Annotated in this window: 14 protein-coding genes; 2 read left to right on the forward strand and 12 right to left on the reverse strand. The window is 38.4% G+C overall.

Features of this window, described 5'->3' with window-relative positions; all coding sequences use genetic code 11:
- Positions 1 to 12: 12 nt before the first annotated feature.
- Positions 13 to 345 (forward strand): PadR family transcriptional regulator, encoded by a 333-nt coding sequence (locus tag SanaruYs_RS06355; protein ID WP_127121689.1) that lies wholly within the window; start codon positions 13 to 15, stop codon positions 343 to 345.
- Positions 345 to 3,038: an ABC transporter permease gene (locus tag SanaruYs_RS06360; RefSeq protein WP_218022383.1), complete on the forward strand. Its 2,694-nt coding sequence runs from the start codon at positions 345 to 347 to the stop codon at positions 3,036 to 3,038. The genes SanaruYs_RS06355 and SanaruYs_RS06360 overlap by 1 nt, the downstream gene beginning before the upstream one ends.
- Here the strand turns inward: SanaruYs_RS06360 and SanaruYs_RS06365 are convergent, their stop codons facing one another.
- The 12 genes from SanaruYs_RS06365 to SanaruYs_RS06420 form a co-directional block, all read right to left on the reverse strand.
- Entirely contained in the window at positions 3,039 to 4,892 is a 1,854-nt protein-coding gene (locus SanaruYs_RS06365; RefSeq protein WP_127121690.1) for a GAF domain-containing protein, read from the reverse strand.
- Positions 4,893 to 4,978: 86 nt separating this feature from the next.
- A complete protein-coding gene (locus tag SanaruYs_RS06370) occupies positions 4,979 to 5,332 on the reverse strand; it encodes a hypothetical protein (protein ID WP_127121691.1) in 354 nt (117 codons plus the stop codon).
- A 26-nt stretch (positions 5,333 to 5,358) separates the two neighbouring features.
- Positions 5,359 to 6,120: a LytR/AlgR family response regulator transcription factor gene (locus tag SanaruYs_RS06375; RefSeq protein WP_127121692.1), complete on the reverse strand. Its 762-nt coding sequence runs from the start codon at positions 6,118 to 6,120 to the stop codon at positions 5,359 to 5,361.
- Complete coding sequence (locus SanaruYs_RS06380) at positions 6,117 to 7,139, reverse strand: sensor histidine kinase (RefSeq protein WP_127121693.1); 1,023 nt, start codon at positions 7,137 to 7,139, stop codon at positions 6,117 to 6,119. Before SanaruYs_RS06380 ends, SanaruYs_RS06375 begins: the two co-directional genes overlap by 4 nt.
- A 90-nt stretch (positions 7,140 to 7,229) precedes the next feature.
- Positions 7,230 to 9,074: a fasciclin domain-containing protein gene (locus tag SanaruYs_RS20450; RefSeq protein ID WP_127121694.1), complete on the reverse strand. Its 1,845-nt coding sequence runs from the start codon at positions 9,072 to 9,074 to the stop codon at positions 7,230 to 7,232.
- Between the two features lie 130 nt (positions 9,075 to 9,204).
- Positions 9,205 to 11,091: a tetratricopeptide repeat protein gene (locus SanaruYs_RS06390; protein WP_160118598.1), complete on the reverse strand. Its 1,887-nt coding sequence runs from the start codon at positions 11,089 to 11,091 to the stop codon at positions 9,205 to 9,207.
- A gap of 269 nt (positions 11,092 to 11,360) precedes the next feature.
- Positions 11,361 to 13,091 carry an Ig-like domain-containing protein gene (locus SanaruYs_RS06395; protein WP_127121696.1) on the reverse strand — a complete coding sequence of 577 codons (1,731 nt, stop codon included), beginning with the start codon at positions 13,089 to 13,091 and terminating at the stop codon, positions 11,361 to 11,363.
- The gene (locus tag SanaruYs_RS06400; RefSeq protein WP_160118599.1) at positions 13,088 to 13,840 is read right to left on the reverse strand and encodes a class I SAM-dependent methyltransferase; all 753 of its coding nucleotides are present in this window, start codon (positions 13,838 to 13,840) and stop codon (positions 13,088 to 13,090) included. The genes SanaruYs_RS06395 and SanaruYs_RS06400 overlap by 4 nt, the downstream gene beginning before the upstream one ends.
- Before the next feature lie 116 nt (positions 13,841 to 13,956).
- Complete coding sequence (gene mnmG, locus SanaruYs_RS06405) at positions 13,957 to 15,822, reverse strand: tRNA uridine-5-carboxymethylaminomethyl(34) synthesis enzyme MnmG (protein ID WP_127121988.1); 1,866 nt, start codon at positions 15,820 to 15,822, stop codon at positions 13,957 to 13,959.
- 859 nt (positions 15,823 to 16,681) lie between these two features.
- Positions 16,682 to 17,110, reverse strand: coding sequence for an rRNA maturation RNase YbeY (gene ybeY / locus SanaruYs_RS06410; protein WP_127121698.1), 429 nt, complete (start codon positions 17,108 to 17,110; stop codon positions 16,682 to 16,684).
- Positions 17,110 to 17,514, reverse strand: a complete 405-nt coding sequence (locus SanaruYs_RS06415; RefSeq protein WP_127121699.1) for an ATP-binding protein — start codon at positions 17,512 to 17,514, stop codon at positions 17,110 to 17,112. Before SanaruYs_RS06415 ends, ybeY begins: the two co-directional genes overlap by 1 nt.
- Positions 17,515 to 17,516: 2 nt before the next feature.
- The gene (locus SanaruYs_RS06420; protein ID WP_127121700.1) at positions 17,517 to 20,825 is read right to left on the reverse strand and encodes a DUF4175 family protein; all 3,309 of its coding nucleotides are present in this window, start codon (positions 20,823 to 20,825) and stop codon (positions 17,517 to 17,519) included.
- Positions 20,826 to 20,922: the final 97 nt, after the last annotated feature.

Here is a 20,922-nt window from a genome sequence, read left to right on the forward strand (position 1 = left end):
TATTAGGCTTCTATGCATTCACCAGAACTATTAAAAGGCACCCTTCAGACTATCGTATTAAAAGTGCTTAAGGATCATGGCCGTATGTACGGCTATGAAATTACGCAGCGTGTAAAAGAATTATCGGATGAAAGAATTTTGCTGACTGAAGGTGCGCTTTATCCAGCACTTCATAAACTGGAAGCTGAAGGCATTTTAAAAACTGAAACAGAAAACATTGGAAAGCGGATACGCAAGTATTACACCCTTACACCTCAGGGTAAAAGTCTGGTGAAAGAGCGTGTAGCCGAACTGACTGATTTTATTAAAACGATGTCTAACGTTTTACAAGTCAAACTAGCTTGATGCAGCTAACCAATGACCATATTGATTATATTATTAAAGACCTGAATTATCGGGGCATTGTGCATGATGATTTGCAGCATGAATTTGTCGATCATATTTGCTCTGCGGTAGAAGAAAAAATGCAGGGAAATGTTCGTTTCCTAGATGCCTATCATGCAGTACTTCAGCAGTTCGGTCATACTACCGGCCTGCGGCAAACGCAACTTCAAACCATTAGCCAACAAAACACTCAAATAAAAATCATGTTACGCAGCTACTTCACCATTGCCTTGCGAAACCTCCGCAAGCATAGTTTCTATTCATTTATTAATGTGGCTGGTTTGTCGGTTGGCATTAGTATCTGTCTGGTCATTCTTCTTTTCGTGCTCAATGAATTACGATATGATCGTCATCATGAAAGGGTTGATAGAATTTACAGAATCCATGCCGAAATTGATTTTGCTGGTAATCATTATGACATGACGTATGCACCAGCGCCAATGGCAGCAACCTTGGCTAGTGATTATCCGGAAGTTGAGGCGGCTGTTCGTTTTCGTGAGCAAGGTTCGTATTTGATTAAACGCGAAGCCGATAACATTAAAGAGAGTAAGGTCATCTGGACTGACAAAGACTTCTTTAAAATCTTCACAGTTCCGCTTATTGCAGGTAATCCTGAAACAGCCCTGGCTGAGCCCAAATCAATTGCTATCAGCAAAGAAATTGCCGATAAGTTTTTTCCTAATGAAGAGGCTATTGGACAAACGCTTATTCTTGATAATAACATGACTATGAAAGTTACTGCTGTGTATCAGGATATGCCTGCTACCAGTCATTTTCATTTTAATGTACTTATTGCTATGGCTGGCTTGGATGAAGCAAAAAGCCCGGTTTGGTTCAGCAATAATTTTCAAACCTATTTTTTACTTCGCGATGGTGCCAACGTTAAAAATCTTGAAGAGAAATTTCCTGATTTGATTACCAAGCATGTGATGCCTCAAATGAAGGAAGTATTAGATGATTTCACACCTGAGAAATTCGCTGAGGCTGGAAACAAATTAGTATACACAACGCAAGCTCTGTCTGATATTCATTTGTACAGTTCACTTCAAGGTGAATTCGAACCAAATTTTGATATCACTTATATTTATTTGTTTGTTGCCATCGCTTTGTTCATTTTAATAATTGCCAGCATCAATTTCATGAATTTATCAACAGCGCGATCTGCCAATCGTGCAAAAGAAGTTGGTGTGCGAAAAGTAATGGGCTCGCTACGCTCTCATTTAATGCGACAGTTTTTAATGGAGTCGCTACTGCTCAGTCTTTTTTCGTTTATTCTGGCAATTGGTCTTGCCTATTTGTTACTTCCTCTATTTAATAATCTTGCAGCACGTGAATTAAGCTTGCCTCTTACTCAGCCTTTCTTCTATTTATTTATTCTTACTGGTGCTATTGTTGTCGGATTTTTGGCTGGTGTTTATCCTTCATTCTTTTTATCAGCTTTTAAACCAGTTAATGTTTTAAAGGGTAATGTTGCACTTGGTATGAAAAGTGGTTTCATTCGAAGCTCTCTGGTTGTATTCCAGTTTATGATTTCGATTTTTCTGGTTATTGCAACAGCTGTCGTTTACATGCAGCTGGATTATATCCAAACCAAAAAGCTTGGTTTTAATAAAGATCAGGTAATTATGGTAGATGACATCTATGCTTTAGGTAATCAGCGTTTAACCTACAAGGAGGAAATCATGCGCCATAGTTTCATAGAGAATGCCTCCATTGCAGGGTACTTACCTGTTGCTGGAAGCAACCGAAGTGATACACCATGGTGGATAGAGGGAAAAGAAGCGAATCAGGAAAATATGGTAAGCTTACAAAATTGGCAAGTCGATCACGATTACATAAAAACCTTTGGTATGAGTATTAAAGAGGGTCGCGATTTTTCGCACATCTTCCCATCAGATTCAAACGCGGTTATTCTAAATGAATCCGCTGCTAAAGCACTCTCTTTTAACGAAAGCATTATTGGAAAACGTGTAAATACTTTTGGTGATGATAGCAATGGTGATTTGAATAAGGGCAATCTGCGTGTACTTACCGTAATTGGTGTTGTCGAGGATTTTCATTTTGAATCATTAAAACAAAGTGTTACACCCCTTATGATGTTCCTCTCCAAAAGACCAAGTGGATATTTATCTGTTCGTTTTCAATCAGCCAATGCAGAAGAAGTTATTAGTATGCTGGAGAAAGAATGGAAAGAAATGGCTCCTGGCCAACCTTTCACGTATCAATTTTTAGACGATAGTTTTGGTAAGATGTATGCTGCTGAAAGCAGGTTGGGCTCAATTTTCGGAATTTTCTCAAGTGTTGCTATAATCATAGCTTGCTTAGGTTTATTTGCGCTAACCGCCTTTACTGCGGAACAATGCACTAAAGAAATTGGCATCAGAAAGGTATTAGGTGCCAGCGTGAGCAGTATTGTAATTATGCTCTCCAAAGATTATGGAAAACTGGTTCTAATTGCTTTTGTGTTGGCCACACCTTTTGCATGGTGGGGTGTAAACGAATGGTTACAATCTTATGAGTATAAAGTGAATGTTGCCTGGTGGGTATATATGTTGGCTGGTGTAGTGGCTTTTGGCATCGCCTGGATAACCATGAGTTACCAATCCATACGTGCAGCCCTATCTAACCCGGTTAACTCGTTAAGAAGTGAATAATCAGTTAAGTGAAATTTCATGCAGCGACAATTTAGACTTGAGTGTTTTTATCTCACGTTCAAGTTCTCTTCTTTGTCGCTGCATTTCTTCTTGAGTGGCCAATAGTTCTTCTGCATTTTGTCTCATCTCCTCCTCGCGCTGCGCGAGTTCTTGTTCCCGTTGTCTGGCTTCTTCAAGTAAGCGCTTTGTATGGTCAGCAATTTGTCGGCTCACTAAAATACTGGCAATACTCTCTGACATTTTCTTAACAAAATCAATTTCATGCTTTTCAAAAACATTAAAAGAGGCTAGCTCAATTAAGCCTACTACCTTTTCGCGCGCTTTTAAAGGTGTTATTAATATATTTGTTGGTGCTGCTTCACCAAGGCCGGAAGTTATTTTTATAAAATCTACTGGAACTTCTTTTAAATAAATACTTTCCTTCTCCTGATAGCACTGACCTAATAGACCATCTTCTATTGAAAGTTTCTCGCCAATAATTTTTTTCCTTCCATAAGCATAAGTTGCTATTCTATCAAGGCTATTATCGTTTTCATCAACCAAATACATAGCACCCTGATTTGCCTTTAAATAGTTAATTAGTTGTCTCAATATAGTATCACTTAGCATAGTCACTTCAACATTTTCGTTTTTAATAATCTCATTAAATTGAGCTGCCCCCTCATTTGTCCAATTTATTTTTGCTTGCACCCTTTCTGTTTCATTTAATTTTTGCTGCATAGCAATAATGGACTTTGCCAGTACATCGTTTTTATAGGCATCATCATATTCTTGATGTAGTTGACCATTGCCCAGGTTTTCTGCAAACTTACTGGCTACTTTTAAACGATCCAGCATTTGGTTGAAAGCTGTTTTGGTCTGACCAATTTCTTCTTTTGTTCGAACAAGCAACGGTGCAGGAAATCTTCCATCAGCTAATGTTGCCATAGCCGATCGCAACTCCTTTATAACTGCCGTTATTACATTTGCATAACTGATTGAAAGTACAGTGGCTAGAAGTAGTTGGATGATAAAAATAATGATAAGAAGAAGTCTTGAATGTGCAATTTGATTTTCTGATTGTGCGGCTACACTTTTCTGAATCAGTTCTACGTCTTCTTTTATTTTCTTAAGCGTATTAAAATAATTTCCCTTTTTACCCTCCTTCGAGGAAAGGCCTATTTGCTTTTCAATTTCCACTACCTCGTTAAACCGATTTTGATAATTGAGCAGAAGTCTAGCCAAGATTGTGTCATTTTGATTTACAAGCGTTTCTTCAAATTCTTTAGCCGAGGTATTAAAGTCATTTTGATATTTGAGTTCTTTGCGTAAAAAGAAATCCTTCTCATGTCTCCGCAACGTTAGCATCAATGCTTTATCAAAATCATGATCTGATTTTTCCACGCTATGTATTGACTCGCGCAATTGGCCTTCTAAACCAAAATCCTTAAAGCCGCGAATCTTTAATAATTCGATCATCTCTTGAAAGCCTTCACTAAGCTGATTAGAGTTGGCTATTTCATCAATCTTTCTTTTTAACTCAGGATTGGTTAGTAGTTCACTGACTGACAACAATTGGAGGTTTTCATTAGTCTGCGCCAACGACTTATTAAAAGCATCGATATGTTCATTCTTTGAAAACTCCTGAAAATATTTTTCCTTGTAACCTTCTGTTATAAACTCTTTAGAGGCTAATTCAATGCGTACCAGATTTGTTGAAAGATTTTCAGCCTCACTTGCCAGAGACTTAATCTTCAAAATATCTTTAATGGCTACAATGGCGTAGACCGTTAGCAAAACGGATAATAGTATTATCGATCCAAAGGCAGCTAAAAGCTTTGCCCTGATTTTAAGGCGTTTAAAAAATTCTAACATCTGGGGACTATTAGTGCTCAAATGTATAGATAGAAGTATTGCTGTTGATTATGCTAAGATTAAGTTTTGACTTAAACCACGTTAGCTTATCGTTTTACTTTCGGCTTACCTATTCGGCCCAAATATTTAAATGCATCAACCATCAGAATAGTACCGGTGATACCTGTTACGCCTCCAGTCACCAATAAAACTTTACCTAGGTCATCATTTTTTCTACCCAGCATTAAACCTCCGGCAATAGTTACAGTATAACCAATTGTTGCTGTGGCTATACCGCGCTTAAATTTTTTCTCTGATAGATTGAGATTTAACTTTATATCATTCACATCAGTTTGTAAAGCAAGAATCTGTTCCTCTATTGATAGTTGATTCATTGTATCCTGAGCTTTTACCCGATGGATGTAGAATACCAGGGCAAGAAGGAAAAAAAGCTTTTTCATTTATACTATTTGATTGGTGGTTGTGCTTATTGATCAAGCCATTGCTTGAATTGTGCTGCACGTTCTCTGCTAACTGTCAATTCCATGTCAGTAGTTACAGAAGGCTTAACTTCCATGTTTGCTACATTCCCTTTCACTTCACTAATCGCTGATGCTGCTACAATAAATTTTCTGCTAATTCTAAAAAATAAAAGTGGGTCTAACAAATTTTCCACTTCATCCAGTGTTGAATCCAGGAGGAGCTTTTTTCCATCAGTCTTTGCCACAGCATAAACCATCTTGCCCTCTACATAAAAGAATGCCACCTGTGTGGATTCAATAAACACCAACTTATTTCCTGCTTTTGCTACAAAACGATACTTGTACTTCTTGTTTAGATCGTCTAATGTTTTCTTCAGCGACAAAATATCTATTGAAGCATTAGTTTTCGATTCCTTAGTTCTCCTAAACTTTTCCAGCGCTGCCTTTAGTTCACTTTGTTGAATTGGTTTTAACAAATAATCAATGCTATGAAATTTAAAAGCCTTTAGCGCGTATTCATCAAAGGCTGTAGTAAAAATAATGGGAATGTCCGTTTTAGTTTGCTCTAGTATACTAAAACTCTTTCCGTCAGCTAACTGTATATCTAACAACAATAAGTCAGGGTCGTTACCCTCATTCAAAAAAGATACTGTTTCTGAAACACTATCCGTTTGGGCTAAAATCGTAAAATCATCAGCGCATAAATGCAATAGTCTGACAAGTCTTTCGCTTGCCAGAGGCTCATCTTCTGCAATTAATATTTTCATATTCTTTCCACCTCCAATAAGGGAAGTTTCACCGTAAATGAATCCTCAGTTTTAATCACCTCTACCGGATCACTTGTTAAAAACATATAACGGCTCTTTATGTTTTTCAATCCAACCTGTGTTGAAGGTTCTTTATCCAGCTTTTCCTGAAGATTATTTGTTATAATTAATTGGTTTCCATTAGTTATAATACTTAACCTGAGTATTTCCTTTTTAGAAAGCACATTATGTTTAATGGCGTTTTCTACCAATAATTGAAGCGAGGATGGTGCTACAAACAACTTATTTTTCTCTTCTTCAATGCTAATATTCACTTGTAGGCTTTCTCCAAAACGAATATGTAATAAATATAGGTACGCATCAATAAACGTAATCTCTTCTTCGAGCAAAACCAGTTTTTTATTTTGACTGCTCAGCAAGTACCGATAAACAGAAGATAGCTGATCAATAAATTTTGCTGATTTGTCTACATCTTTATAAATCAAAGACGATAGCACGTTAAAACTGTTAAATAGAAAATGTGGATTAATCTGATTACGCAATGCCTCGAACTTTGCTTCAGTGCTTTGCTGTTTTAACTCAGCCGCTTCAACTTGTGCGCGCTTCAGTTTTTCCATGAAGTAAACAATGGCATTTACACAGTTAAGAAAAAGGTTAACTCGGAAACCGAATGCTAGTAAAAGTGTAATGTGTGTTGTGTTAATTATAAATGGCATTCCCAATGCCAGATACAATAAATAAAGAGAGAGTAAGGCTATAAAAGCAACATTAATAAGGCTGATTAAAAAAAGTGAAATCAGTGGGTGAATTTTCTGACCTTGTCCTTTCTTCTCAATTTTTTCGCTTGCCCAACGGTTAGTCTCCCACACGCCCAATACCACAACAAATAAAACTGCAAAAAGGTAAGGGCTTTCCAGTTTAAAGTCGAAAAACTGATTACCTACCGTAAACAGGATGTTAAAGAAAGAATATCCTGCTAGCAGTAGTATGTAGAGTAGGCGATGGCGAACTGAAAACACAGTCTTAATACTTTCAATGAATATATGAAACAAATATAATATGAAAAGCCCGCCCGAAGGCTAAGGCTTTTCACAACCAAACAACCGTGATTATAGCTCAGGTACCAATACTGTATCAATTACATGAACAACACCATTGGTTGCCAAAATATTGAGCGATGCTGCTACTAAACCAGCCTCATTGGCACTTCCAGATGCCCCTGTAATTGTTAACGTTGATACGTTAACATTTACTGATTGCTCCAGGGTTGCTAAAGATCCTGATTGAAGGTCTGTTGAGAAAGCACGTGCTCCAACTATGTGATGTTTGAGTACTTTTTCCAAACCATCCTGGCCAATAGCATTTACAACACCGTCTAAATCTTCAACACTTAATGTTGTATATAATGCTTCAAAAGCGGCATCGGTTGGTGCAAACACAGTTAAGTTAGCCGACTCATCAGAAGCGGCATCCACCAATGATGGTACCAATTGTAAAGCCGCCAATAATTGGGTGAATTGAGGCTCCGCTGCTCCAGCACTAGCAATAACTATCTGAGCAATATTTTGCGTTGGTGGCAACAATGTTCTATTGATTACATGTACTACACCGTTGCTTGCCTGAATATCTGTAGCAATTACTTCTGTTTTACCATTGATGAAAACACCAGCTGTACCATTGTTGCTCAGATAGAAATCTTTTTCTAAGAGCGTTTCAATGTTCGCACTACCTGTTGGTAATCCTGCAGCAAGTACTTCTGTTCCTAAAACATGGTATAACAATATGTCCGCTAAATCATTATTGTCTGTTGGCAAGGTTGTGATGCCAGCTGCTTCAAAAGCTGCATTGTTAGGTGCAAATACAGTAAGATTAGCGGCAGGATCTATCAATGCATTTAATAAACCAGCTTGCACGACTGCAGCAGTTAGCGTAGAAAAATCTTTGTTGAAGTATGCTGGTTCTACTACCGTATTTACAATTGGTAAAATAGAAGGATTAACCAATACTGCGTTAACAACGTGCACTATTCCATTGGTTGCCTCAATGTCGGCAGTAGTAACAGTTGAGTTTCCATTTAATACAACTCCACTGCTAACGTTAACTTGAATTAATTCCTGGCTTACTGTATTTACAGTACCATTTGTTAAGTCAGTTGAAGCAACTGCTGCACTAGCAACTACGTGGTATTCTAAAATCTTTCTTAATACCGACTCAGGAATAACATCCAATGAAGGTTGACCAATAACTGTCAAAAGATTTGCGAAAGCTTCGTTAGTTGGAGCAAACACAGTAAAAGCACCGTTACCACTTAGCGTAGTTACTAAATCAGGAAATTTTGTAAGCGCAGCAACTAAAGTTGAAAGACTAGGTGTAGCCTGAGCCAATTGAACGATGTTTTGTGTTGGTGCTGTCAGTATTTCAAGCACTGCTGCAGGCACTAAGACTGCGTCTATCACGTGAACAACACCATTAGATGCATCAACATTTGCTGTAGTTACGTTAGTAGAGCCATTTAGGACAACGCCATTGGCGCTCACAACAACAGCAACCGACTCTCCATTTACAGTTGCATAACTTTGTGATTGTAATTGACTTGAGTTTAATTTAGCTGAAGCAATCACGTGGTATTCCAAAACATCTCTTAAGATATCTTGTGGAATTTCGTCAATGCTCTCTAATTCTAAAAAAGTAAGCAGGTCATCAAAGGCAGCATTGTCGGGAGCAAATACTGTAAAGTTGCCAGATGTGCTTAAGGTTGTAACCAGATCAGGAAACCTTGTAAGCGCCTGCACAAGCGAACTTAAATTCGAGTTTCCTTGTGCTAATTGCACAATGTTTTGTCTGTTGACTTCATCATCGTCATCGCAACTAATGGCAGTAAAAGCCATGAGTAACGTAAGAACAATAATTCGCCCCATGAATAAGGTGCGTGATAAATAGTTGTTGTGTGTCATAACTTTTTGTTTAGTTAAAATCACACGTACAACGGGCTCTTTAGGGGTATTTTAGTCAGGAACTCGCAGGTTGATCATTTTTGTGCCTGAAAAGTTAAATAGTGGGTACGAACCGTAGCCTTTTTGAAAACTATAATTTGGGTTCTTCCTGCTTAAAGTCACCGCGTAGCTCGCGAAATCTTTTTCTCGCCTCAGCAACATATACGCTGCCTGGATACTGCGCCAACATTTTTTGATATTGATCCATCGCTTTATCCTTATCATTCAAATGACGTTCATAAATTTCGCCTATTGTAAAAAAGGCATCGTCAGCAAGTATATCTTCAGGGTATTCTTCTAAAATTTTTTGTAGTAATTTTTGTGCTTCCTCAGGTTTATTTTGTCGAAGCTTAATTTGTGCTTCCAGCCAGTAACAGTCGTCCTTAATGGCATAGTTTGTAAAAGTAACATAGACAGTATCGCTTGGATCTATGTTTCTTAAAAACTTATCTTCTTTATCTAAATCTCTTACCAAGCTATGTCCTTCCTGAATTGATGAAAGTCTTGCCAAAGCTTCTTCCATTTTGTTTTGCTTTAAGAGTAATTCTACTTTCGCAAATTCTCGTAAAGCAAGTCCGGCCGAGTCAATCGCAATATTTTCTTTGATGCGCATGCTCAGGTCCATAGCATCATTGGCTATTTCGCGCGTGGTTGCTTCCTTCAAAATATCAAGGTGCTCTTGGGCTAACATAAAATCACCTCGATAGTATGATAGTTTGGCATTTTTAAGTTTGGCCTCGTAGGCAAGTGTAGTTTCCTTATGCGTTTTTTCAACCTGAGCATAAAGCAAGGCTGCTTCCCAAGGCTCCTCCTTAAAAATATAAATATCAGCGAGATCTAATTTCGCGCGTGATTTAATCTGAAGAGGTGTGTAAGCATCAGCTATTAATTTGGTCAATATTGCAATAGCTGTATCTGTTTCTTGCAAATATTCAGCCTTCATCACGCCAATGTTTCGCAAGGCATCGAGCGCTACAGGTTGTTTTGGATTTTGTTTTATGAAATCCCAATAAGCAGTAATTAACGTTTCAACAGAATCTTTTTGGATGGGATAACTATCACGCAACCTGGCTTCGCGTGAACGGATGTAACCGAGCTGTGCCTCCTGTTGATTCTCGTTATTTTTAAAAGCATCTTTTACAAACCGAAATATTCTGCTAGCATTTTCATAATCTTTATTGTTAAGGGCAACCTCAGCAATTTCAAGACTTCTCGTTCCACCTGTTTTGTAACGTCTGTCATAAGCCCTTGCTTGAACAAATGCACCATAGAAATTTTTTTGTTGCAGCATTACCCAAATTAACAAATCTGTATAGACTTGTTGTTCTGGATCTTCTTGCACCTTTCTGTACAATAGTGCTTCAAGCACTTCCAGTTCTTCGGGCTTAGTTAACAATACTTGTAAAACGTTTTTTATGTACTGACTGTTGCCTACATTTTGTGTAGCATAATTCAAGTACTCTTCTGTCATTTTTTCCTTCTCGCCCTTAATGCGGTACAGTGTGGCTAGCTCAAGGCAATACATGGCAGGGTTACCCAGCTCATCTCTGCTTTCCAAAAGTGCAATAATGGCATAATCAAATAACGAACGCGCCATAAAGTAGTCGTTCATTATTTTTATTCTGCCTAAACTTTGTTTGCTCTCTTGTATCAAATCCTTAAAATATTTATCAGCCTTTTGTACTTCGCCCGACCGCATCATTACGCGACCAACATCAAGTTTAAATAGTAATTGTTCCGGCTCACGTTTTAATAATTTTTTTAGATAGTCTTGCGCCTCATTAAATTCTGCAAGATCAATCAGTGTGTTAATAAAGTTGTTGTGAATAAGTGCAGTGTTTGCAGAATTTTTTGCGAGCTCTCTGTACAGTTCAGCCGCCTTTAATTTTTCGCCCTTCAGTAAATATTCGTTGGCAAGTTGAACATCTTTTTGTTCTTGTCCTAAAACAAAAAATGGAAGTGATACGAGAACACACAATGTGTATTTCCTTATTATCTTTATTATATATATATATATGTAATTATAATAGGTCATGTGTTTTTGTGGATAAAGTACCTTCGTCTATTATTTGTATGCTTTGTTTTTATTATGTGGATTACAAGGATCTAATTTTGAATAAGTTAAGTGTTTTATCAACAATAAGTTTTATTGTGTATTAGAATATCGTTGATAGGTTGCAAAGTATGATATGTTGATGAAGTACGACCTGTCCACATAGAAACGTGCTTTTTAGTGTTTGTGTTTACTTAATTGCTTTTCTCTTTCTTTGTGCCCAAGTTATTCACACCTTTTTCGGTATCTATCAACAAAGGACCATACTCCCAATTTGCTTTTATATTGAATTTAGGGCTTCCGGTATCATCGAAATAGTAGAATATTGGTTCCGGCTCTTCACTTTTAAAGTAATTACCTGCATCCCATTTTCCATTATTGTTAATGTCTTCGATTAATCGAACGCTGTATTCACCAGGCTCTATGTTGGTAAAACTAAATTTTGCTTGATTGTAAGCTGTTTGAATAACTTGTCCTTTACTATTTATCAGTTCTATAAAATAGTATAATGACTTTGAGTTACTATCAACATTAGTAATTGCTAAGTCTTCTTCAGAAAACATTTTAGGCTTTATATTAAGTCTTGCAGATGAGTCCTGGTCTACGCTAATTAGTGCACTCTTTCCTAGAATCAATTCATTCAATTTGGAAACAGTATTTCCCTTTGATGTGAGACCTTTAGTTTTAGGTATTTCGGTTTCAATGACCTCTGAGCTTTTCGCAGCTTCAAGTTGTGGTAACAGTTTTGAGATTGTAATGGTAAGCAATTGAGTATCAAGTTTTATATCAGCCTGTTCTATTGAGTATCGTGTTAAAGAGTCTACACTGAAATAAATACTGTCCAGATTTAGTTGCTTTAATGGCTTGTTAAATTTGATTAGTCCATTAAGCTGATTGTTCTTTTTTAGTATAGTAACCTGGTCTAAACTGCTTGTAAATTTGTCTAGTCTAGCTTGAGGATTTGGTGGATTAAACTTTACGTAAAGAGTAGTGTCTATTTGGTTGTTTAAGCTATCCCTGATAATGAACCTCGCATTGAGACTGTCTACATCTGTAAAGTTTTTGTAGACTTTAATTGAAGCTTTGTCTTCCCCGATCTGACTGATGTTTTTAACTTGGCCAGAGAATTGAAGGCTATAGCTTGCTATAGCCTTACTGGTTTTTACATAATAGTAATTTTGAAAAGGTTTAGCGCTGATGAATTTTATTGTTCGTGAGTCGAGCGATACTAAGGGTACTTCAATATTTTCTTCATTTTCTAGTAACGAGAATTTTCTAGTTAGGAAACCGTATTTCTCATTTCTCCCATCTACGATAAGATTCTTGTTCTTGTCTTGAAATGCGTACAAGTAGTAATTAGTTGGCTTTAGGTTTTCAATAACAAACTCACCGTTTTCATCAGCTTTAGTTACTATCTCTGCTCTATGTTTAAAAATATTAAATGTGTCATTCTGATAATGAAGGGCTATTGTCACATCCTTCATGGGTTTACCTGAAGGTAATTCATATACGTGGCCTGAAATTTTTAGCGAATCCAGGTATGTACCTGTACTAATGGCCAGCTTAACATCTTTAGCAATATTCTTTTCCGTTAAGTCTTGCACAGCTTCCCTGAAGTTTATGGTATAAGTAGTGCTGTCTCTCAACGGTGATTTAAGTTTGAGGATAACTTTGTTTCTTACAAAGCTGGTTTCGGTTTCTTTAATGTTTGGAGAAATAATAAGTTGCTCCTTTACAGCCATGAGCTGTATGGGTTCTGAAAAGGTGAGCTCAATTTGGTTTCCTTTAAAGTTTACACTTCCATTTTTAGGGTTGGACTCTAGAAGTACAGGAGGTTCTTCATCTTTAGGCCCGCCTGTTGGATTGGTTTGCTGGGCGCAGGATATTAATAGAACAACGTATAAAAGGGCTAAGACTCTGTTCATTTTTTGAAGATGTAGATTAAGCTTGAATACTGCTTATTGTTTTTAGCAAATAGATTTGAAAACAAACCAATGGCCAAGGCTTTAATGTAACGTATAATCCCCATCCCTTTATATCCTTCGCTGAGTAAGCTGACGTAGAATGAATCTAATTTCATCGGTAGTATTTGCTTTAGTTCGAAATTATTGTTTCGCAAAATTCGCTCCATAGTCTGTTGGTTAAAGTGCCAGAGGTGTCTCGGTACATCGTATCCAGCCCAGTATTTTTTATAGAGCCTTGCATCGTAACTTAGGTGATTGGGTACAGCAATCAGTAAGGTTCCGGATTGGTCTAACAAATTGTAAATGGATGAAAGTGTTTCGTTCAGGTTTGGCACATGTTCCAAGACATGCCACATGGTGATGAGCTGATATTTCTCTTTTATCTGGTCAAGTCTTTCAAAAGTCCTAATGCCTTTGGCATCTGCAAGTTCCCTGGGCTGAGTGCCAGGTTCAACTCCAGTACATTGCCAATTATCATTGAGGCAGCTTTGCAAGAAGTCACCAGTTCCACATCCTATATCTAACAGATTTCCTTTTTGTGGAACCAACTTTTGAGCCAGTTTTCTTTTTCCTTTTAAAGTAAAAGACCTGGCGATTAAATATATCGAGTTGACAAGGCTATTGCCTTTGGCGGTGTGAGAGACGTAATCCGTGCTCTCATAGTACCTACTAAGTTCCTCATCTTTAGGTCGTGGGCTGGTTGCCAACATTGTACACGTGGAACATTGTACCAGCGTAAATTGATTTTTAGAAACAGTGTAATCAGTGCATGTCAAAAAGTTTTTGAAATCATTTTGATCGCAGGCAGGACAAGAAGTAAGCGTTATCATTTGCCCATGTAAACAGTTAGTACAGAAATATCAGCCGGAGATACACCACTGATGCGTGAAGCTTGACCGATGGTTTCGGGTCTCACTTTCTTTAGTTTTTCTTTTGCTTCGGACGACAGCGCCTTTACCCTGTCGTAATCAAAGTCAACTTTAATCTTGTAGTTTTCAAGGCCTCCTATTTTGTCAGCCAGCTTTTGTTCCCGGTCTACATAGCTTTCGTACTTCAAATTGATCTCTACTTGTTCTAGAATTTCCTCATCAAATTTATTAAAGGTAACGGCCAGATCAGTGTTCAATGATTTGATCTCATTAAAACCTATGTGGGGTCTTCTTAATAAATTAGAAAGTAGCGTGCGTTCTTTTATCGTAGTGTTTCCTACTCTTTCCAAACCCTCATTAACTTCATCAGGATTGACCTTTATGTTATTCAGTTCTTGAGTCAGTTTTTGTACAGCCTCTTTCTTTTCTAAAAACTGTTGATAGCGTCCTTCCTTTGCAAGTCCAAGAGCACGACCTTTTTCTGTTAGCCTCATGTCCGCATTGTCCTGCCTTAGCAGAATTCGGTACTCAGCTCTGGAAGTAAACATGCGATATGGTTCCTGAGTGCCTTTGTTAACGAGGTCATCTATAAGCACACCGATGTAAGCCTCCGACCTTTGTAATATTAGAGGCTCTTGCTCTTTAATTTTAAGATGTGCGTTTATACCGGCCATAAGACCCTGACAGGCCGCTTCTTCATAGCCTGTAGTACCATTGATTTGACCGGCAAAGTACAGATTATCAATGAGTTGAGTCTCTAAACTCATCTTTAGTTGTGTTGGCGGAAACCAATCGTATTCAATGGCATAGCCTGGTCTGAACATGCGGGCATTTTCAAAACCCGGTATCTTAGTTAAGGCTTCATATTGAACATTTTCAGGAAGTGAAGTTGAGAATCCATTGACATAGATCTCCACGGTATTCCAGCCCTCAGGCTCCACAAATATTTGGTGTCTTTCCCTGTCGGCAAAGCGGTTAATCTTGTCTTCTATAGACGGGCAATATCTTGGGCCTAATCCCTGAATCCTTCCCTGGAACATTGGACTTTTGTCAAAGCCTTCTTTTAGTTTATCGTGAACACTTTCGTTGGTATAGGTTATCCAACAGCTCATCTGTTTAGCAGGAGCTTTGCTTTCTCTTAAATAAGAGAATTTACCAGGGATGTCATCTCCTGGTTGTTCTTCCATTTTGGAGTAATCCAGACTTCGTCCATCTACACGGGGAGGTGTTCCGGTTTTCATTCTTCCCGATTCGAAGCCCAGACTTCTTAGTTGCTCAGTTATTCCAGTGGAAGCCTTTTCTGCACTTCTACCTCCTCCAAAGTTCTTCTCCCCAATATGGATCAGGCCATTCAAGAAAGTACCGTTTGTAAGCACAACAGCCTTGCAGGGTATTTCAATACCCAGGGCTGTTCTAACACCTACCACCCTTTTATCCTTTACTACAATGCCACTAACCATTTCCTGCCAGAAATCAATATTAGGTATTGCCTCTAGGGCTAATCTCCACTCTTCTGCAAAGCGCATTCTATCATTCTGTGTTCTGGGACTCCACATGGCAGGCCCTTTAGAGCGATTAAGCATTCTGAACTGAATCATAGACTTATCACTCACAATCCCTGATAATCCTCCCAACGCGTCAATCTCCCTAACAATTTGACCCTTAGCCACACCACCCATTGCCGGATTACATGACATCTGCCCAATGGTGTTCATGTTCATGGTAACCAGCATTACTTTCGACCCCATGTTAGCTGCAGCGGCCGCAGCTTCACATCCGGCATGACCGGCCCCAACTACTACTATATCGTATTCTTTAAACATGGCATTTATATGTTTCACGTGGAACTAAGCTATTGAGCTTTGAATCCTTTGTTTCTATTCCTTAATTCTTCTGCAAAGATACCTAAGTATCGATTGTATATACAGTCACCTTATCCGTGCATTCCTACTTTAGTTAGGGATGTTTCAAGGATACTGGACTATTGTTGTTAGTTCCATAAACCAGAGACTAATTATTGGAATGAGATCAATCCTAGCATTAACAGCTCCGTAAGTCTGATGGGGTCGAAAAACTCATTGCTGTGTGAATTATTGGGCTAATTACCATGGTCACCCCCTCCTCTTTAAATTAATCCACAAATCCACAAGTTTATCCACATTGTGTTTAGTTCCACGTGGAACGGTAATATGCTTACATGAGATCAAGAATTCAGAACTACAACTTATTAATGTCAATGATTAATATTGTTAAAATGCAATAATGGGGTTTTGGATTAATTGAGTAGAAAATACCATTGAAGCTTTCGGTCTAACCGTTAGTCTTCTCATTATTTATTGCAGGGGAAGTTTTATACTAATTAGCCGTGGAGCAGGAATTAATAAAGCAGCAAGCTTCCCACTGAATTCGACATGGGATGTTTATCCAATAGTTCTTAGCCTGTAAAACGTTTCTTAAAACTGTTGGTAAGGCGTATTGGTCTAAAAAAGCTTTCTCTTTTAGGCTAGTTTGCCTCCCCCTAGTCCTGAGAGGGCTAAGCGTAACGGTTGGGCTTTAAAAACAATTAATTATGGAATCTTTCAATTCTTGGTTCTTTCCTTTTCTCCTGCTGTAAGTGAGAGTAAAATGCTTCTTAATGGTAGGGGAAAAATAAGAGTGATGATTATGCCCTTAAACTAACAATTAGGAAAGCTTCCGCTTTTTCAGGTAGTAATCCTCTTTTTCTCGCATAATGGCCTTCAGCTTGGGTTTTTTATCGCCATAGCCAACTAAGTGAAGCACCCCATGAATAATTACTCGGTGAAGCTCATCTTCGAAGGTTTTAGAGAATTTGCCTGCATTGTCTTTTACCCGGTCTATGCTAATATATATTTCACCCTCTATTAACCCCTCCCCTTCAGAAAGATCGAAAGTAATGATATCCGTTAGGGTCTTATGTTTTAGAAACTGAATGTTGCGTTCTAGCAAGGCCTCGTCTGAGCAAAAAATATAGTTAAGCTGACCTAGCTTAAAACCTTCTTTTTGCACAGTGGCTTTAATCCAGGCTTTAAGTTTTAAAGCTTGCTTTAGCTTAAAAGGAATGTTTTCGTAAAAAAAGTGGATAGCGCCCATTAGGCATTCATGTAAAAGCTGAGCTCCACTTCCCTACCCTTATCTCGGAATGCTACTTCATCAGAAAGGTGTTTCATTAAGAAGATGCCTCTTCCACCTGGTTTCTCAAGGTTTTCGGGTGAGGTTGGATCTGGCAGGCTATGGAAATCGAAACCATGACCTTCATCTTTAATGTTAAACTTGAGAAGGTTATCATCCAATGTAAGGCTCAGTAATACGTTTTTAGATGAATCGCCCATATTGCCATGCTTAATGGCATTATTAACCGCCTCAGTTACAGCAATCATAATGTTGCCATAAATGTCATCGTCTAAATGAAAGCGCTCTTTAGCATTGTCGATAAAACTTTCGATCATTCGAATGTTCTCAGTAATAGAAGGGATTTGAACACTAATGCTATTCATACTTATTGGTCGCGCAGTCGTTTAAAATATTCGTTTACTTCCTGCTTATAATATGGGTAAAGCTTAGGAGGCACGGTTTTCAGCAATTCTACTTCTTTTTCCTTGAGGCGCAAATATTCTTCGTAAGCCTTTGGCATTTCTTTATTGTAGTCCTTGGCTGTCTCTCCTTTTCGCTCCTCATCTTCTTCCTGTTCACGCATAGATTGTTCAGCCTCAAGTAAACGACTCTCAATTTCTTTCTGTCTTCTGATCAATTGCTCCGTAAGCTGCTTATTAACCAGATCCATTTCACTTTGTTCCATTTTATTTAATAGATCACCCCCAGGCATTTCTTTGCCTTGTTGCTTCATCTTTTCCTGAAACTCTTGAAGTGCCCTGCGAATGCGTTCTTGTTCTGCAGCGGTTTTGGCTAACTCTTCAGATAATTCTTTGCCAGACTTACCACCATTTTTCATTTCCTGAATGCGCTGGTTAAGCTGTTGCTGCATTTGTGATAAGCTTTGTGGTTTGCCTTTTTTCTTGCCTTTGCCCGCGCCCGGTTTAGCATTGGCCATCATCTGCATCATCATGTCGAAATGATCATCAAGCATGAGGGCAAGGTTATTAATAGAGGTCATAGAGAATTGCATTTCACTTTGTGCTGGTCCTCTTCTTCTTTCTTTGTTTGCCTCAATGGTTTTATCGAGGTGATCATTAAGCTCAGTTACTTCTTTGGTAATAAATGATCCCATCATAGCATCGCGCTTTCCAAGAGCTAACAAGCTGTCTGCCAATATCTTAGCGTCATCTTTGATCTTTATTTGTTGTTGCGCCAATGGGTTAAAACGAGGATCGCTCTGGTTCAATTCTCGGAAATTATTAATGAGGTTCTCCTGATCGAAGGAAAGCTTTATTAAACCGTGAATGATCTGACGAAGGCTTTCGAGGTTGGCCATTTCCATTTCCATGCTCATAGCACTTTGCATGCTTTCCAACTTCTCCTTCATTTGTTGCATTTGCTGAATAGCCTTTTGTTGGGCATCTTTTGATTTGCCCGGCTTGCCTTGCTCTAGCGACTCTTTACTCTGTTGTTGTTGTTGTTCCACGTTTTCCTGTTGTTCCTCACTTGGCAGATCCAGATTGGTACCTGAAACCTCTTTATCCAGTTCTTTAATTTCCTCTAACTGATCCCCTAATTGTTTGGACTCTTCAGCAAGTTTTTCCTGCTCTTGCGCCAGGGCCTCATTACTTTTACTTTCCGCTTCTTTACCCTTATTGCTCTTTTCGCTTTGTTCTGTTTTCTCCAACAGCTGTTTTTGCTCTTCAATATTTTTATTGAGCTGCTCTGTAGCCTGCTCTACTTTACTATCTAGTTGAAGTTGTTTAAAGAGTTCAAGGGTTCGTTCTAATTCCTTCTCCAGGTTGCCGGAATTCTTCTGCATCTTATCCAGCAACTTCTCCATTTGCCGTGGGTCAGCATTTTCTTTCATCAGTTTTTCAAGCTCTTCAAATAATTTCTTGGTCTCGTCATCTAGCAATTCCTCCATCAATTTTTGAATCTGCTCGGCTTTCTCTTTAATTCTTTCACTCTCTTCAGTAAAAGCATCCTTCTTATCGAGTAAGTCTTTATTTTCTTGTTTGAGTTCGTCCAGTAGCTTTTCAAGTTCTTTTTTCTGTTGCAGAATATCCTCGAGTTTCTTTTTGTCCTGCCAGTTCATACTCTGGGTCGACTTTAATTGTTTGCTCGCCTCTTCAAGTTTCTTTTGCAATTCGGCAGCACGCGCCTGACTTTGAGAGATTTTTTGCTGAGTTGCCTTTTCTGACTGACGAATATTTTCAGTCAACGCCTCTTTTGTGGGTAGGGCAAAAGTGTAGGTGGCTGATCGTGTAGACTTACTTCCGTTTACACCGTCATTATCCCAAACCTCTATGTAATAATTTATACGATCACCCGCTTCGAGCTTAAGTGTGTCAAGCTGCCATAAGAAGAAAAAGTTTTGCTGAGAGAGATTGTTAACAATCGGAATGGCTATTTCACGTGAAGCTTTCTTAGTGTTTTCATCTAGTACGACAAGATTCAGTCTTTTTATTCCATAATCGTCACTCAAGGCACCACTTAAGCTGATGTATTGATAGAGGACAGAATCTTTAGAAGAAAGCACTGACAATTCCGGATGCTTGTCTTTCACTACATCCAATTGATAGCGGATTAAATCTTTGTTCGATCCGTTTTCATTGCTAAGACCCAACTCGTAAGTTGTGCTGTTGCGAAAGTTTTTGCTGAAGGTAAAAAGATTTTCTTCGGGGTTAGTTAAAGGGTATGGTGAGTTAGGATCGTTTGCAAAGCTTAGTGAAACACTTTTGCTGTTGTTAGTTCCAATGCGCCAGGTGATGCGTGTGCCCTCAGGTATTTCAAGGTTACCGGCATTTTTAATTTCTTCTTTCTTGCGTTGAATATAATTAGGGTACTCAATCAACAAATTATAATCACTGAGCTCAGGTCTGCTAACCACCGTTATGGTGTAAGCATCAGAGTAAAAGCCAGCTGCTTCTAATTGAAAAGTAAGATCCTCTTGTAGTCTGTCGAATTGGTAAGTGAAACTATTGTCTTTTTCGTTGACGAGCTTCATTCGCTGATCACCCCGCACCAGATATACATCACTGGGAATGGCAGTTCCTTCTAAACTTACTTTAAGCAGAAAATCTTCATTAGCAAAAGCTTGTGCGCTGCTATTATTGATGATAAATTTAAAAGGAGCTTCAGGTGAGAACTTTTGATTGAAGTGAAGGATGCGGGCAGAGCTCTTGGTCAAAACGCTGCTGTTGAATACTAAAATGATTAAAGCCGCCACAAGTGGTATCGATAAGTACTTCAAATAGCGGAGGTTCTCTTTTAGGTTAATTACGCCCTCAAAAGAAAAAGGTTCGAACTCTATAGCTTTTTGACGAACGCTCGCTGCACCGAGCATAGAATTTTCTGCCTGTGCAGAAAGCTGGAAAAAATTGATTAGTCTGTCTTTTACGGTGGGAATTTGTTCACCAATTAGTCTCGCACTTTGTTCATCATCCAAACCTTTATTAGCTACCCAGAAACGAAGGGGATCTTTCAAGAAACGATAAAGACAAAAGGCGATGAGTCCGAGAAACAAACCAAATAGAAGCAAGCGAATGGACGAGTCGAGCCACAAGGCGTGCTCCAACAAAGCAGCCAGTAAGAAATAAGCCAGCACGATGGCTGCACTTAACAAAGAGCCTTTTAGAAAAATACTGAGATAATATTTTCTTCTAAAGGCAGATACCTTTTCCTGTACTCGCTTTACTTCATCCCCCATTTTACGTGTCCTTCAATAGATAAACGAAAAACTACTTGTTCAAGTTTACAACTATTAAAAATAGGGACTAATTCTGCGAAGTCAAGCTTTTTATGGG

Source organism: Chryseotalea sanaruensis, assembly GCF_003990915.1.
Taxonomy (GTDB): Bacteria; Bacteroidota; Bacteroidia; order Cytophagales; family Cyclobacteriaceae; genus Chryseotalea; species Chryseotalea sanaruensis.

What these genes read in the sequence shown, in the direction of transcription:
- SanaruYs_RS06420 (WP_127121700.1), bottom strand. Translation starts at nt 20,825, where the DNA reads ATGGGGGATGAAGTAAAGCGAGTACAGGAAAAGGTATCTGCCTTTAGA.
- SanaruYs_RS06370 (WP_127121691.1), bottom strand. Translation starts at nt 5,332, where the DNA reads ATGAAAAAGCTTTTTTTCCTTCTTGCCCTGGTATTCTACATCCATCGG.
- ybeY (WP_127121698.1), bottom strand. Translation starts at nt 17,110, where the DNA reads ATGGGCGCTATCCACTTTTTTTACGAAAACATTCCTTTTAAGCTAAAG.
- SanaruYs_RS06395 (WP_127121696.1), bottom strand. Translation starts at nt 13,091, where the DNA reads ATGAACAGAGTCTTAGCCCTTTTATACGTTGTTCTATTAATATCCTGC.
- SanaruYs_RS06365 (WP_127121690.1), bottom strand. Translation starts at nt 4,892, where the DNA reads ATGTTAGAATTTTTTAAACGCCTTAAAATCAGGGCAAAGCTTTTAGCT.
- SanaruYs_RS06400 (WP_160118599.1), bottom strand. Translation starts at nt 13,840, where the DNA reads ATGTTGGCAACCAGCCCACGACCTAAAGATGAGGAACTTAGTAGGTAC.
- SanaruYs_RS06360 (WP_218022383.1), top strand. Translation starts at nt 345, where the DNA reads ATGCAGCTAACCAATGACCATATTGATTATATTATTAAAGACCTGAAT.
- SanaruYs_RS06355 (WP_127121689.1), top strand. Translation starts at nt 13, where the DNA reads ATGCATTCACCAGAACTATTAAAAGGCACCCTTCAGACTATCGTATTA.
- SanaruYs_RS20450 (WP_127121694.1), bottom strand. Translation starts at nt 9,074, where the DNA reads ATGACACACAACAACTATTTATCACGCACCTTATTCATGGGGCGAATT.
- SanaruYs_RS06415 (WP_127121699.1), bottom strand. Translation starts at nt 17,514, where the DNA reads ATGAATAGCATTAGTGTTCAAATCCCTTCTATTACTGAGAACATTCGA.
- SanaruYs_RS06375 (WP_127121692.1), bottom strand. Translation starts at nt 6,120, where the DNA reads ATGAAAATATTAATTGCAGAAGATGAGCCTCTGGCAAGCGAAAGACTT.
- mnmG (WP_127121988.1), bottom strand. Translation starts at nt 15,822, where the DNA reads ATGTTTAAAGAATACGATATAGTAGTAGTTGGGGCCGGTCATGCCGGA.